General features: G+C 59.7%; 14 protein-coding genes and 3 pseudogenes. 4 read left to right on the top strand and 13 right to left on the bottom strand.

All coding sequences use genetic code 11. From position 1 onward, the window contains the following. Positions 1–367: 367 nt before the first annotated feature. Positions 368–1,012 (top strand): annotated as a pseudogene (locus BMI89_RS13585) (DDE-type integrase/transposase/recombinase); the annotation flags it as partial. Positions 1,013–1,085: 73 nt separating this feature from the next. On the opposite strand, the pseudogene BMI89_RS13580 reads toward BMI89_RS13585, so the two are convergent. The 5 genes and pseudogenes from BMI89_RS13580 to BMI89_RS13560 form a co-directional block, all read right to left on the bottom strand. Beyond that, positions 1,086–1,274 (bottom strand): annotated as a pseudogene (locus tag BMI89_RS13580) (IS5/IS1182 family transposase); the annotation flags it as partial. A 212-nt stretch (positions 1,275–1,486) separates the two neighbouring features. After that, the gene (locus BMI89_RS13575; protein ID WP_078523306.1) at positions 1,487–2,512 is read right to left on the bottom strand and encodes a CBS domain-containing protein; all 1,026 of its coding nucleotides are present in this window, start codon (positions 2,510–2,512) and stop codon (positions 1,487–1,489) included. Between the two features lie 557 nt (positions 2,513–3,069). Further along, entirely contained in the window at positions 3,070–3,453 is a 384-nt protein-coding gene (locus tag BMI89_RS13570) for a hypothetical protein (RefSeq protein WP_078542318.1), read from the bottom strand. 80 nt (positions 3,454–3,533) lie between these two features. Beyond that, positions 3,534–4,181, bottom strand: coding sequence for a 5-formyltetrahydrofolate cyclo-ligase (locus BMI89_RS13565; protein ID WP_078523308.1), 648 nt, complete (start codon positions 4,179–4,181; stop codon positions 3,534–3,536). A gap of 2 nt (positions 4,182–4,183) precedes the next feature. Beyond that, entirely contained in the window at positions 4,184–4,612 is a 429-nt protein-coding gene (locus BMI89_RS13560) for a PACE efflux transporter (RefSeq protein WP_078549189.1), read from the bottom strand. Positions 4,613–4,780: 168 nt separating this feature from the next. Here BMI89_RS13560 and BMI89_RS13555 point away from each other — a divergent pair. Next, a pseudogene (locus BMI89_RS13555) lies at positions 4,781–4,933 on the top strand (transposase); the annotation flags it as partial. A gap of 431 nt (positions 4,934–5,364) precedes the next feature. On the opposite strand, the gene BMI89_RS13550 reads toward BMI89_RS13555, so the two are convergent. Next, positions 5,365–5,640 (bottom strand): hypothetical protein, encoded by a 276-nt coding sequence (locus tag BMI89_RS13550; RefSeq protein WP_078571306.1) that lies wholly within the window; start codon positions 5,638–5,640, stop codon positions 5,365–5,367. A 404-nt stretch (positions 5,641–6,044) separates the two neighbouring features. On the opposite strand from BMI89_RS13550, the gene BMI89_RS13545 reads away from it, so the two are divergent. Continuing rightward, positions 6,045–6,887 carry a LysR family transcriptional regulator gene (locus BMI89_RS13545; protein ID WP_078523313.1) on the top strand — a complete coding sequence of 281 codons (843 nt, stop codon included), beginning with the start codon at positions 6,045–6,047 and terminating at the stop codon, positions 6,885–6,887. Between the two features lie 358 nt (positions 6,888–7,245). Here BMI89_RS13545 and BMI89_RS13540 read toward each other — a convergent pair whose 3' ends face one another. The 7 genes from BMI89_RS13540 to BMI89_RS13515 form a co-directional block, all read right to left on the bottom strand. Further along, positions 7,246–8,259, bottom strand: coding sequence for a nitronate monooxygenase (locus tag BMI89_RS13540; protein WP_075777504.1), 1,014 nt, complete (start codon positions 8,257–8,259; stop codon positions 7,246–7,248). A 16-nt stretch (positions 8,260–8,275) separates the two neighbouring features. After that, positions 8,276–8,665 (bottom strand): DUF488 family protein, encoded by a 390-nt coding sequence (locus tag BMI89_RS13535; RefSeq protein ID WP_078523314.1) that lies wholly within the window; start codon positions 8,663–8,665, stop codon positions 8,276–8,278. Then, positions 8,665–9,009 carry a carboxymuconolactone decarboxylase family protein gene (locus BMI89_RS13530; RefSeq protein WP_078523315.1) on the bottom strand — a complete coding sequence of 115 codons (345 nt, stop codon included), beginning with the start codon at positions 9,007–9,009 and terminating at the stop codon, positions 8,665–8,667. The genes BMI89_RS13535 and BMI89_RS13530 overlap by 1 nt, the downstream gene beginning before the upstream one ends. Then, positions 9,002–9,487 (bottom strand): hemerythrin domain-containing protein, encoded by a 486-nt coding sequence (locus tag BMI89_RS13525; RefSeq protein WP_078523316.1) that lies wholly within the window; start codon positions 9,485–9,487, stop codon positions 9,002–9,004. The genes BMI89_RS13530 and BMI89_RS13525 overlap by 8 nt, the downstream gene beginning before the upstream one ends. Before the next feature lie 15 nt (positions 9,488–9,502). Beyond that, positions 9,503–9,946, bottom strand: coding sequence for a group III truncated hemoglobin (locus tag BMI89_RS13520; RefSeq protein ID WP_078523324.1), 444 nt, complete (start codon positions 9,944–9,946; stop codon positions 9,503–9,505). 624 nt (positions 9,947–10,570) lie between these two features. Then, the gene (locus BMI89_RS20875) at positions 10,571–10,720 is read right to left on the bottom strand and encodes a hypothetical protein (protein ID WP_166504583.1); all 150 of its coding nucleotides are present in this window, start codon (positions 10,718–10,720) and stop codon (positions 10,571–10,573) included. A 116-nt stretch (positions 10,721–10,836) separates the two neighbouring features. Beyond that, positions 10,837–11,391, bottom strand: coding sequence for a cytochrome c oxidase subunit 3 (locus BMI89_RS13515; RefSeq protein ID WP_078523317.1), 555 nt, complete (start codon positions 11,389–11,391; stop codon positions 10,837–10,839). 250 nt (positions 11,392–11,641) lie between these two features. Between BMI89_RS13515 and hemN the strand changes: the two genes are divergently transcribed. Beyond that, positions 11,642–12,997: an oxygen-independent coproporphyrinogen III oxidase gene (gene hemN, locus BMI89_RS13510; RefSeq protein ID WP_078571305.1), complete on the top strand. Its 1,356-nt coding sequence runs from the start codon at positions 11,642–11,644 to the stop codon at positions 12,995–12,997. The last annotated feature ends 65 nt before the right edge of the window (positions 12,998–13,062 follow it).

Raw genomic sequence — 13,062 nt, 5'->3', positions numbered from 1 at the left:
TTGCTCAACCTGCGCCGATCGGCGTAAACACCAACCGGGCTCCGGTCGTGGCTGGATGAAAGACCCATGGCAGGTCACAGCCTCCCCCGGACCGGCCACCGAAATGCAGATCGAACACCTGAACGAAGAACATCTCGGCATCTTTCGACGCCCCGACTAACACAGCCGGGTGTGCGCAAAATGCCCCTCAGTCCTCCCAAAGTGCTCAGTCATCGCCCTTTGCGGCCTTCTCAGCGGGTGAGTTTCGCGACCGAGCGGTCATCAGCGATCAAACGCGGCGCAAAATAGGAAAATGCCTCACGAAACATCGGATGCCAACTTGCATCCAATGGCTGGTGCAACGGGTGCCGGAAGAAAACGAACAGATGACCTAATCACCAGCCCGGCCTTCGTGGTGATCAAGGCGGCAGAGGAGTTCCACGAGAAGACGGTCCGACCGAACCAGCTCTGGCAGACCGACTTCACCTACCTGAAGGTCATCGGCTGGGGCTGGTTCTACCTCTCGACCATCCTCGACGACTACAGCCGCTACGTCATCGCCTGGCGGCTCTGCACGACGATGAAGGCGTCTGATGTGACCGCGACACTGGAAGATGCTCTGGTCGCGTCCGGCTGCAATCAGGCCACAGTTGCCAACCGGCCCCGGCTGCTCAGCGACAATGGCAGCAGTTACATCTCCGGGGAACTGGCCGACTGGCTTGCTGACGAGGGCATGGATCACGTCCGGGGTGCTCCCCGCCACCCTCAGACCCAGGGCAAGATCGAACGCTGGCACCAGACCCTCAAGAACCGCATCTTGCTCGAGAACTATTACCTGCCCGGCGCTCTGGAATAGGCGATCGGCGACTTCATCGACCACTACAACCATCACCGCTACCACGAGAGCCTGGGCAACCTCGCGCCCGCCGACGTCTATCTCGGCAGGGCCGAAGCCATCCTGAAAACACGAAAGGAGATCAAAGCCAAAACCATCGAGAAGCGCCGCTTGCTGCATCGCCAGACCGCGGCATAAACTGAAACCACAACGAGCCAGGCCCTCCGTTCTCGATCAGGCCCTCGTGTCCCAAATCATCTCACGACGGACAGGATGGATGGTAGCCCGGGCGACCGGTTCGAGCAGGCACACAACGTCCGAACCCGAGCGCGCGAAGATCAAGCTCATCGACGAGGAGGTCGATGATACGGACCAGATGATCCTCACTAATCCATTCGTCGACGCGCTCGGGGAAAAGCGTGGTTTGCTCCCGGTCGATGCCGTCGATGAAACCCGCCATCCGTGCCTCCCGCTGCCTTGCGAAAGTATACCATGGGCTTAAGTTTCCACACAGCCTCGGCCCGAAGCTGCCATTCGAACAGGGCGCCTCGAAGGCCCCGACCAGCTCTTTCCAGATGCTCGCAGGCCACCGCAGCGCTATCACGGATCGTCCATCGGCCCTGGCGACGCGCGGTCGGTCAGTTCCGCGCACATCCGGGTGGATGCCTATATCTATTGCGCTAAGGCATCCAGTTCGTCCATCAGCCCTGAGAACCGTCTCAACTGATCGTATTGCTCTTCGTCGATCCCGTCCGGATCGAAGTGCATCACGTCGTTTCGGATTTCGCGGACCTTATCCAGCTCAGCGCAAAATACGCCCCTGTCTACGCGAAGGTCGAGCAGTTTCCAGTTCTCTGGCTTCTGAATTATCCGAAGATACTCACCAAACGTTAGGTCTACGACAGATTGAATTCGCTCCCTTCTCTCCGAGTCCGTGTCGCCACAGACCTCCTGCAAAGTCTGGGTAGTGAACTTTCCATTCATCAGTTTTCGGATCTGGTTCTCAATCTGTCCGATGAGGAGAAATGGCTCTGATAGAAACTGAAATTGCTCGCTCAGATCTGTCGCGGTGACGATGCCAGTAACCTTCTTGTCGGTTGAGGATCGGACGAAGACGAATTCGTGCTCGATGATCAATTTCGTAGCTTTGAACAGCGCTTCGCTTTCTTCCAGAGCGACGGCCGTCTCCATGGCGTCTCTCACTTCGACGAGATTATTCTCGTGGCTCAAGCGCTTGCCGATCGTCTTCCAGCTAATCGCACCGTTCAGCGTGTGCTCGTTCGACATGACCGCCAGCTGCGAGAAATCGTGCGCCAGCATCAGGGTAATCGCCTTCTCGACGGTATCCTGCGGGTTGACCGAAACCACACCGCAGTTGGCCGCCTTGAGCATGCTGATGAGGAAGTTTGCCTCTTTTGGGGCATAGGCTGCACCATCCTCGCCTTGGTCGCTACCGGTAGATTTGGTAGCAGCCGCTGCAACCGGCGCTTTCTTGAACGTTATTTCTGCGTCAATCCAGACCTTAGTGAAATCTGGGCTGGTTATGATACCCGCATTATCCAACTCGGTTTGTATTCTCTTGACGACGCCGGTGCGGCGCCTGCGGGCACCGAACCAGCGAAGCAACTCTCGGACCGTCGTCGAAGCTTCCTTTCCTTCGCCGATGTCGGCTTTGACCTCTTCGAACTCCTTGTTCAATTTGGTGCCCCTCCGATCATCCCGTTCCGATCGCGGTGAATTGCCCGGACGCTTCTATGCAGTCCCATACGTGGAGGACGAGGCGGAGGCCTCGATATTCCATTGCGGTAATTTATGCCACGGCTTGATTAAATCCAAAAGAAAGAATGACAGCTAGGGACCGGCCGCACCCCTACCCTATTGCTGACGGCCCTGGCTATGCAGAAGCTTTCTTTCTGCACATTGCGGGCCTTGATCCCTGCGCCGCGAATGACCGCTCCCCGCCCCGAACAACCTGGCTCGTCGGTTTCGGCCTTTTGTGGACATTCGCGCGACAGCCATTGCTGCCGCGCAATGCCTCCGAACCAGCATTTGGCGGCGACGTCCAGCATTGTCCGGCAGGCGAAGGCCCCACAGCGGCCAGTTCAGCCGGCCAGCTTATTGCCAGTAAGCCCGCCGGAGTTAGCTGATTGGGCGTAAAGCGGCGGGAATGGGTCAGGTCTGATTGTGGTTATTGGGAGCCGTCCAGCTGCCTGCTAACTTTCCTTCTCGGGGGAGGTGGCTCATTCATCGGCGATTCACGGCAAAAACGCCAACTCGTCTAGAGGTGCTAAGGCTCTAAAGACACCGCCCTTTTTCGCGCTATCAGTTCCGGCGCTATCAAACAGGTTGAGAAGAAGGTCATACACCGGTTCAAAATTGTCGAACCCGTCCGGTAGCGCCTGAATGGCTCTGGCTATCGCGCGATCATCCTCCTCTTCAAAAAGACCAGCAAAATCCCCGTCGATCATCTTTGCGAGGATTGGCACAGCTTGCCCTCCAGCAGCGTTGAGCGCGCTTCGTTGGCCTCTCAATCGCTCTAAGGCGTTGGCTTTGCTATTCGCGTAGACTGCTACGGTTCCATTCAATGCTTCAATCGCTTGAGCCTTCGTCACCCCCGCCTGGTTCAAGAAGTAAAACATCGGCCAACCATTGGCGCTGAACTTGGGCGGATACCTTTACATAGAAGCGTGACGAGGCAGCGACACAGTTCCTCTCTGCACTATCTCGTCAAATGGGTGCCATCCGACAGAATAATTTCGTCCATCGGCACATCCCAAGGCATCGGGTAGATGGTGGGCAAGACGCAGTTTGAAAAGCCGATACCAACGATCCGCGGCTTCTTATCAAAACGGGCGAGCGTGCGGTCGTAATAGCCTCCCCCGTTTCCGAGGCGATGAAGCGTCGTGTCGACACCGACAAGGGGGACGATCACGAGGTCGGGCGTGCGAGGTTCGCCTGCGGCTGGCACGGGGATGTTCCAGACGCCGCGCACCATGCGGCAATCCGGGGTCCACGTATGGAATTCGAGCGGCGCATCTCGTTCGATGACGACGGGCAACAGGACTTCGGCCCCGGCCTCATGTGCCTTGCCCATCCAGCCCCGCAGATCCGGTTCGCCCCGGATCGGCCAATAAACAGCCACGGTGAGGCGGGCATCGAGAGGAACTGTCCGGTCGAGACCGTCAATCAGCCGGACGGTCGCGCGCTCTCGATCTTCTGCGGACAAGGCCCGCGCGGCCACAAGCCGAGCGCGCTCCGCCCGTCTGAATCGCGCCACATCGCGTGCCGCCTCGGGATCGACCAGGTGCCCATCGACCAGAAGATGGGCAAAGCAGGCGGGGGCTCCTCCGGTAGCATCGTCATCCATATCTATGCCATCCGCTTACGTTTCTGAGGCGGAAAGATCGTATCGTATCCCCAAGTGAAAACGAAGGCGTAGACGAGGTAGAAGCCTGCAAAGGACAGTTCCATCACGACAATGGTCAGCAGGAAAGCGTCGAGCCACCATGCGAAAACCGGCAGAAGCAGGGTAAGCAGCGTCACCTCGAAAAGCACCGCGTGAGAGATCCGAATTGGCATAGTCTTACGGACATCGCCACGACGCCAGAGCAGGAGATGATCGAAGGCCAGGTTGAAAAGATAGTTCCAGGCAGTAGCCGCTGTTGCGCCAAGCACGACCAGCACGCCCATTTCCTCCATCGGATGATCGAAAGCCCAGGCGAAAAGCGGCGTTACGATGAGGAGGCCGATGATTTCAAAGCTCACGGCTTGGCGGATACGGTCTGGGGTGCTGCGCATGGAAAATGTTCAATCGTGGGTCAGGCGGTCCAGCGTGCAGAGCTTGTGATTGGGCGAGGTCATCCCCGGGAAGCCTTATGGTGGGACCCGTGCGTCCGCTTTTCAAGCATGGGCGCACGTCGCGCGGTCACGATGTCCAACCTCTCGGTGCGGCCCGCCGATCTTGTGCAACTCAAGTGCAGGGCAGCGGAGGACAGCCTCAAGGAAGCTGGCGAGCGCCTCTTCACCTTCAGCAGGCTCGACCCGTCGCAATGGAAATCGGCCAAGACCGCAAACGCCATCAAACGCCTGAACGAGGAATTCCGCCGCCGGATCAAGACCTAGACCGTGCTGCCCTGTGCCGAGACCGTGCCGATGCTGCTTTGGGGGCTACTGGCCTCTTCTTTCGCTATTTCTGTAGACACTTGATCAGCGCTGCTATGGTCAAAACCACCAACACCAGAATAAGAAGGCCGAAAAGCCAACCGATCACCATTTCGAAACTCATTCCATTTTCCATGTCCCTCTGGTCCACTGTTTCGTTGTCATGATCTTCGGTCGACGCGCCGCGACGCACGCGGCTATTCGCGACTAACCATCGGCGGGCCGAGCTAATCCACTGCGAACTCCACCGCGAATGAGTGCGGAGACGAGAGCATCCCGATGCCGCGGCCATCGTTGTCTTCCATCACGCTGGGATCTCTCAAACGGCTGTTTGCTGATGCGGTCAGCACAGCGGACGATGTGCGCGGTGCCTCGAGTGGGAGCCGGCCTCACAGTTCGAGCGTGCGTCGAATGGCACCCGCTCCCCACAGCAGCAGGCCGGTGGTCAGCGCGCTGACCCCAACGCTGTGCGCCCATGGCCCCGCAATGCCCGTGTCGCCGAAGGTGATGAGGGTGATGCCGGCCAACGAAAGCCCGAGCCCAGCCATGAGCCGACATTCTCCCGGGGTCGGGCACGGCCTTCGCTCGTCATAGCTCTCCTCCTTCGGCGCGGCGGGATCGTTCCCCGTCACGCTGTTCGCTCCGTTCAAATCGCTGTTTCTCATGGCCTTGCGAACCTCCTTTCGAGATACTCTTTCAGCGCAACGTCAGTCGCATAGATCTATAGCGCGGGTCGGGCGGGCGCCGAATTCTGCCCAATGCGCGGCTTCGAGGTTGCCCACCGGCCCGCGGCGTGTCGGAGCCTGCGGCGGAGTTCCAGGCTCCGCGGTTTTCGGAGCTTCTGACCCCGGCAGCTTCTCCCACGCCACGCTTTGCGGCCAGACGCGATCCAAGAGACGCTGTTGACTGCCGGAAACCCTGCGGCCCGGTAAGCTCGTTTAATCCATATGCCGGTCATCTTCCGGTCGTCCGCGGGAAGCGCGGACTTCAAGTATTGCGCGATTCATAATATTGGGAAAGCAAATATAAATGCGATATGATATTCGCAAATGCGATACATGGGGGATCCATGAACATCGAACATGCCCGAACTTTCCTTGCCGTCGCCGATACCGGCAGCTTCGTAGCGGCCGCCGAAAGGCTTCACGTCACCCAGTCAACCGTGAGCGCTCGTATCCGAGCACTCGAAGATCAGTTGGGCACCAGGCTTTTCACTCGCAACAAGGCCGGCGCGGCGCTGACTGCGGGCGGTGGCCGGTTCCTGAAGCATGCAGCGCAGATGGTGCGAGCCCTCGAACGCGCGCGGCACGACGTCGGCCTTCCTGGACAATTCCGCGCGCGTGTCGTCATCGGTGCGCGCTTCGGCCTGTGGGAAGGGCTGATGATGAAATGGTTCGCCAATATCCAGCGGACCCATCCCCGAGTTTCGTTTCATTCCGAAATCGGCTTCGAGCCTGAACTGATGCAGGCGCTGGTCGACGGGCGGATGGATATCGGAGTCATGTTCACCCCGCAGCGCCGTCCGATGCTCGAGCTCCTGCCATTGCTTACTGAACAGCTGGTGCTCGTCTCTACCGAACCGACCGCTAGCATGCAGCCTGACGGCTATATCCATGTCGAGTGGGGCCCGGAATTCGACAATCAGTTCCGCGCTGGCTTTCCGGAGTTTCCCGGTCCTGCACTCTCGGCCAACATCGCCTGGCTCGGCCTTCAATATCTCAAGCTCAATGGCGGCAGCGGCTATTTTCCCCGGCGTCTGGTCGAACACCAGATCGATAGCGGCGCCCTGTTCCCGGTGCCCGGTGCGCCAGTGTTCGAATTGCCGGCGTGGATCGTGATCCGCGAGGATCGCAACAAAGCGCTTGTTGATCCGATGGTCCAGAGTTTGATGGTTGGCCTTGTGGCGCCTTGATCTGCGATCAATTTCCGCTCTTGTCCTTTCCCAGCGGCCTGTCGCTCGCGTTCGGTATCCTGCTGGAACATTCCCGATCGGTCACCTCGCGTTCGGGCTCGCTGCGTAGTGCTTTCGCGGGATCGAAAAAACTCCTTCCGGCAAGGTTTCGTCCGCCCTTTGGTCGATCGAACCGAGTATGTCTGTCAGAGGCTTCATGCCGCGACCGAGGGTCCATAACTGATCGTTAGACGACCATCCACGCGGGAAGCAGTCGCGCCAGTTCTCTGACCGGCGCGCAAAGCGAGGTGGTGAGCAAAAGCAACCTTGGCAGCTGAGCTCTTGAATTCGTCGTTCACGGCTTCGACTTAAAAGCACGTCAAAACGGGTGTTCCAGGAGATGACGGGCCTGCGCGACCATGCCGTCCAGACGTGCAGCGGCCGTGGGGACATCGTTGAGCGCACCCACACCCTGACCCGCATAGAGTGCCATCGCCTCCAAGTCGCCGGTCGTGGTTCGCAGCGGCGAATCCGTGCTGAAGCGCAGGCGCGGCTGCTCGCCGTCGCGGGCGATGGCCTCGCGCGGAAGACTGTCAGGGTCGTGGCCAAGGTAATGTCCGTCCAGGCTCTCGGTCACGCTATTGGCGATCACCCGCACCGCAGCGCCCTTGGGCCAATTCAGAACGAAAACATCGGTCAGAACCGTGTGGTCGCCGGTGGCCTCCGTGATTCGGGATTTGTGATAGGGATGAGCGAAGGATTCCTCGGTCGCCAGAAAGGCCGTGCCGCATTGCACGCCATCGGCGCCGATGGTCAACGCGGCGGCGAGGCCCTCGCCCGTTGCGATCCCTCCGGAGACGACGACCGGCAGGTCGGTCTGCGCAAGGATTTGCTCGGCCAGCCCGAAAGCCGGGTGTCGTCCATGCACGTGACCGCCCGCCTCGACGCCCTGCGCGATGATCACATCCGCTCCGGCCTCTTCGGCGATCCGCGCGGCCTCGACCGTGCCGACCTGATGCAGAACAAGGCAACCGGCACGTTTCACGCGGGCCACCACGTCAGGCATCACGTCCCAGAAAAAGCTGAAGGCCGGCACGCCAAGATCGAGACAGCAGGCGATCTGCGCATCGAGCAGCGCTGGTTCGGTCGCCGCGGGGATCAAGTTGACGGCAAAAGGTCGGTCAGTCGCGTCCCGCAGCGCAGTAACCTCTGCGGCGATCAGGGCTGGGTCTTCGCGCACCATGCCCAAAATCCCGTAACCGCCCGCATTGGCCACGGCGGCGGCCAGTTCCCAGCGGGAAACGCCGCCCATCCCGGCCAGCAGAACTGGCTGGGCGCACCCCAGCAGGTCGCAAAGCGGTGTGTGCAGCGGGTTTATTGGCTGGTCCGTCATGCTTGCTCCTCCCGTTCTATAACCATTGGCGCAGGTAATCGCGTAACACGACGGCGTTATTATGTGCCTCGTCCTTTGAAGCATAAAGTAGCGTAACGACGTTCTCGCGTGCATATCCGGCGAGCTCGCGGACCAAATCGTCATGAGCGGCAAGTTCCGCCTCATAACGCGTGGTGAACTCCTGCCACCTATCAGGGTGCTCGTGGAACCAGCGCCGCAATTCGTCGCTCGGCGCGATCTCCTTGCACCAGTGAAACAGTCTGGCGCGGTCCTTCGCCATGCCGCGCGGCCAGAGACGATCGACCAATATCCGCTTGCCATCTGACACGCGTGCCGCGCGATAGATCCGCTTGACGCGGATAAGCTCGCCAGGAGCTTCGGAGGTGGGGGGGCTTGCTGACGGCATCAGCTGTCCGGCTTGTCCGTGTCGCCGATCATCTCAACTGCTTTCAGAGCATGGGTCCAAGAGGCGCCGGCGCGCATTTCCGCGGCGACCCAAATCGCTTCCATGACCTGTTCGTCCGAGGCGCCCGCACGCCGGGCGGCTTTGACATGGCTCTCGATGCACCATGGGCACTGCGTTACGTGCGCGACGGCCACGGCGATAAGCTGCTTGCTGCGCGCATCGAGCGCCCCTTCAGTGAACACCGCTTTCGAAAATGCGCGGAAGGCGTCCTCGGTCTTCGGCGCCAAGGCATGACGCCGCTCGAAGAGATCCTTAGTTGGGTTGGGAAGATACATCTCAGACATGGCCTGCGCCTTTGGTTTCGAATTGCGGGAATAACACGTCGTTCTCCAGCCGAATATGGGCTGCCAGGTCTTCAAGAAATTCACCGACCCCGGCATAGAGCCGCGTCCAGCTTTGGCATGCACCGTCCGGCAATGTGAGATCGTTTGTCAATTGCCGGATCTGTCCGACCTCCGCCTCATGGTCGTCGTGATCCGCGCGCATCGCAGCGATCGGCCCGTCCAGCCTCGGTGCCGCGTTGCGAATGGCGGGAAACAAAACCAGCTCCTCCTTCTTCATGTGGACTTCGAGCTCGCCGATCATCCGGTGCAGTAGCGCGGACAGCCCTGCAGGGACATCTGCTTGCCCGGCATGGACGGTTTCCACCTTTTCCGAGAGCGCCGCCAGTTCAGGCAATTGAGTGCGATGCTTGGCGTGATACTCTGCCTCGATGTAGCGGGTGAGGCTGGCGGAATCTTGCGGGGGTAGCGGTCTCGTCATGTTGGTATCCTTTGGTCAGAGCAAAGAGGGGACGGTTCGGGGCGTGGCGTTCTCGACCGCCATATGCAGCGAGCGCGCGATCCGCTCGGCGCGTTCGATGAGATGGGCGGCCCCCTCGGGGGGACAGGTCTCGGTTGCGGTCTCGCGGAACAGCATCAGCCACCGTTCGAAATGATCCCATTCCACTGGCAAGGACGCATGGACCTGCATCGGGGCGCCGTGAAAACGACCGGTCATGAGTGCGACCGAAGACCAGAACTCCACCATCCGCTGCAAATGCGGCGCCCAGTCGGAAATCCTGGAGGCGAAGATCGGCCCGAGAACCGCATCAGCACGCACCTTGTCGTAGAAACGATGCACCAACTGGGTCAGTTTATCCTCGTCCAAACCCGTTTGCGCCATGATCGCAGCGGTCGTTTCGGGGCGCGCGGATATGATCTGTCGATCAGCAGGTGACATGGGATCCCCCGAGAATTTGAACTTGAGGCTCATGCTATCTCCACAAAATAAGCATTGTAAATACCTATTGCGGTGAGTGTAGGATGCCCATGAACTTCGCATTCTCGCAAATTACGGGCGGAGCATTTCGAGCCGGATGGCAAGCGTCCGCGAATCTGGTCTTCCCGACCGCACGCCCTCGGCTGAATCCTTGATGCTCAAGAGGGTGCAGGGGTTACGTTTTCGGACCGTAGCCAGAAGACACGAAACCCTTCAGCACCTCGTCCCTGGCGAAGGTTTGGTCTGGGCTTCCTGCGTGGCGCATCAACACGCGCAGGCCGTTATCGGCGGAAGAGGTGGGGCGAATTGTCGCGGCTCACAATGAATATTTGAATTACTTGCGCGCCTTGCCGCCCTATGCGGGGAGGTCGGACTAAGTAACGGCTTCTATCACGGCGAAGCTGGGTATCGTCGGATCGCCATGGCAGCGACGGCCTGATGCCCGCACCTCTCGTCGCGAAATTCGCGCAACGGGGGTTGTCCAATCGGACCGGCTCACATCAGGTTGTTCGAGGAGCAGAGCGCATCAGGCGAGCGTTGCAAATGCAGGTTCGATGGTCGTTACCGAACAGACCAGCGGGTTCCCTATAGCCCCAGTGGCGCGAGATAGAGCACCAGCAACAGGAGGCACACGCCTGTCAGCGCCACATCGAAGCCGCGCTGCCAAGCGGGCGCCTGCACCAATCCCAGATATTTTCCGAGGATGATCCGCGCCTTTTGCCAGGCAAGTGCCATCACGACCACCGCTGCCGCCCCTGGCCACTTGGCCCAGACCCCCGAGAATGAAAGCAAGGACGAGCCAAGGGTGAGGAGAACAAGCGTGCCGAGGGCGATATAGAGGGACCGGCGTGTCATTGCAGGAGATAGACCACTGGAAAGAGCAACACCCAGATCAGATCGACCATGTGCCAGAACGCGGTCGCATCCTCGATATTTCCCACATGATCGCGCCACGCCACCAGCAGCAACAGGATGACGCCGGCTGCGACATGCGCGGCGTGAAATCCGGTCAGCAGGAAATAGAAATTGAAGAAAGGATGCGTGTCCCAGACAATGCCTTGCGCGGCCTTGGACGCGAATTCGGCGCCCTTGATCCCGAGAAATGCCGCGCCGAGCAAAGCGGCACACACAAGAGAAACGCGTGCGCCGCCACGCCTGCGCGATTGCCTCAGATTCAGTGCCAGGGCAGCGAAAAAGCCGCTCGTCAGCAAGATGATCGTGTTCGTCGCAGCGGCAGTCCGGTTCAGCGCATTCTGCGCTTCGGCAAAGCCCGTCGGATCAGTGATCCGCACCGACAAGAAAACGATCAACCCCGCACCGAAAACCAGCAATTCGCTGATAATGAGAACCCACATCAAAAGATCGCCGGGCAAATCGTCCAATGCAGTTCGGGTTTGATCCGTCATTCAACAAGACCTTTGCAAGAGCCTTCGGCCCGTCACGACTCAATCGGCTTCAACCTTCGTCGCCATGATCTCTCACTGCACTATTTTAATGCGCATTGTAAATACCAATTGCCGCAGGCAAGATGACTCGATGCCCTTCTGTCACTTTCACGGTCGAACGAGGGGACCTGTGCGGCCACCGGCCGCATGGTCGCACATTTAGTTTGAGCCACAGCAAAGAAGCCCGCTTCTGTCTGTCTGATAATAGGGCATGGAACACACAGAAACACTTCGGGCCCTTGGCCTCTTCGATGCGCGCGTGCCGCGTTACACGTCCTACCCGACTGCGGCGGCCTTTTCGCCCGACACAGGCGCGTCCTTTCAACGCCATGCGCTTGAACAGTTGGACCCCAGCGAGCCTGTGTCGGTCTACATGCACATCCCGTTTTGCGAGCGGCTATGCTGGTTCTGCGCCTGTCACACACAAGGCACGAAAACCCTTGGCCCGGTGGAAAGCTATATCGAGGCGCTCGAGGCAGAGCTCGATATGGTGCGCGCCATCATACCGAACGGCCTGAAAATGGGCCGCCTTCACTGGGGTGGCGGAACGCCTACCATCCTGCCGCCGGAATTGATTCATCGTCTCTCGGCATCGATACGCCGTGTGTTTCCACCAGCCCAGGAGTTCGAGTTCTCGGTGGAGATCGACCCGACCATGGTCGATCGCGCGAAGATCGAAGCTCTCGCCTCCGAAGGCATGAACCGCGCGTCGATCGGCATTCAGGATTTCGATCCCGAAGTCCAAAAAGCCATCGGTCGCCTGCAACCGTTCGAAACCACACGCGCGTGCGTCGAAGACTTGCGTGCAGCCGGCATCGCCTCTCTCAACACCGATCTGGTCTATGGCCTCCCGCACCAGAGCCTCGCGCGCATCGAAGACACGATCGAAAAGGTTCTCACCTTTACGCCGGACCGCGTTGCGCTCTTTGGTTACGCGCATGTGCCTTGGGTTTCAAAACGGCAAAAGCTGATCGACGAAGAGGCGCTGCCGGACGATTTGGCGCGCTACCACCTCGCCACCCGCGCCGGAGAACTGTTTGTTGCAGCCGGGCTCACAGCTATCGGCATCGACCATTTCGCGCGCCCCGGCGACACTCTGACGGCGGCGCTCGAGGCCGGACGGCTGCGTCGCAATTTCCAAGGATACACGACCGACACATGCAGCACTCTCATAGGGCTCGGGGCATCGTCGATTTCGCGCTTTTCGGAAGGTTATGTCCAGAATGCGCCCGCGACCGCAGCTTATCAGCAGCGGATTGCAACCGGTGTTTTTCCGGGCGCTCGTGGCTACCAGTTAAGCCCCGAAGACCAGCTGCGCGCTCGGGCGATCGAGGAGTTGATGTGTCGGTTCGCAGTGGATCTTGACGATTTGAGCCAGGAGTTCGGCACCAATGCCCAGAAGCTGCTGCCTTGCCTGACGGAAATGGCCACGCGCTTCGCGCCATTCGCAAGACTGACGGGAAAGCGCATCAGCATTGCACCGGAAGGTCGACCGTTAACACGGATGATCGCTTCGGTTCTCGATCAGCATGTGCCCGAAGGGATACGCTATTCGCGCGCGTCCTGAACAAGGCGCGTCTCATGGCGGAGCGCGCCTTCAGCAAGGTGTCACGCTAGACAACTCGCCGCCGG

The organism is Thioclava sp. F36-7 (assembly GCF_002020075.1).
Lineage (GTDB): Bacteria > Pseudomonadota > Alphaproteobacteria > Rhodobacterales > Rhodobacteraceae > Thioclava > Thioclava sediminum.
Note: the sequence above shows the minus strand (reverse complement) of the source record. Positions and strands in the feature narration are given on the sequence as shown.

Coding starts and splice junctions, on each gene's coding strand:
- BMI89_RS13515 (WP_078523317.1), bottom strand. CDS start 11,391: ATGACGGATCAAACCCGAACTGCATTGGACGATTTGCCCGGCGATCTT.
- BMI89_RS13550 (WP_078571306.1), bottom strand. CDS start 5,640: ATGAGAAACAGCGATTTGAACGGAGCGAACAGCGTGACGGGGAACGAT.
- BMI89_RS13520 (WP_078523324.1), bottom strand. CDS start 9,946: ATGTCACCTGCTGATCGACAGATCATATCCGCGCGCCCCGAAACGACC.
- BMI89_RS13560 (WP_078549189.1), bottom strand. CDS start 4,612: ATGCGCAGCACCCCAGACCGTATCCGCCAAGCCGTGAGCTTTGAAATC.
- BMI89_RS13570 (WP_078542318.1), bottom strand. CDS start 3,453: ATGTTTTACTTCTTGAACCAGGCGGGGGTGACGAAGGCTCAAGCGATT.
- BMI89_RS13525 (WP_078523316.1), bottom strand. CDS start 9,487: ATGACGAGACCGCTACCCCCGCAAGATTCCGCCAGCCTCACCCGCTAC.
- BMI89_RS13535 (WP_078523314.1), bottom strand. CDS start 8,665: ATGCCGTCAGCAAGCCCCCCCACCTCCGAAGCTCCTGGCGAGCTTATC.
- BMI89_RS20875 (WP_166504583.1), bottom strand. CDS start 10,720: ATGGCACTTGCCTGGCAAAAGGCGCGGATCATCCTCGGAAAATATCTG.
- BMI89_RS13565 (WP_078523308.1), bottom strand. CDS start 4,181: ATGGATGACGATGCTACCGGAGGAGCCCCCGCCTGCTTTGCCCATCTT.
- BMI89_RS13530 (WP_078523315.1), bottom strand. CDS start 9,009: ATGTCTGAGATGTATCTTCCCAACCCAACTAAGGATCTCTTCGAGCGG.
- BMI89_RS13545 (WP_078523313.1), top strand. CDS start 6,045: ATGAACATCGAACATGCCCGAACTTTCCTTGCCGTCGCCGATACCGGC.
- hemN (WP_078571305.1), top strand. CDS start 11,642: ATGGAACACACAGAAACACTTCGGGCCCTTGGCCTCTTCGATGCGCGC.
- BMI89_RS13540 (WP_075777504.1), bottom strand. CDS start 8,259: ATGACGGACCAGCCAATAAACCCGCTGCACACACCGCTTTGCGACCTG.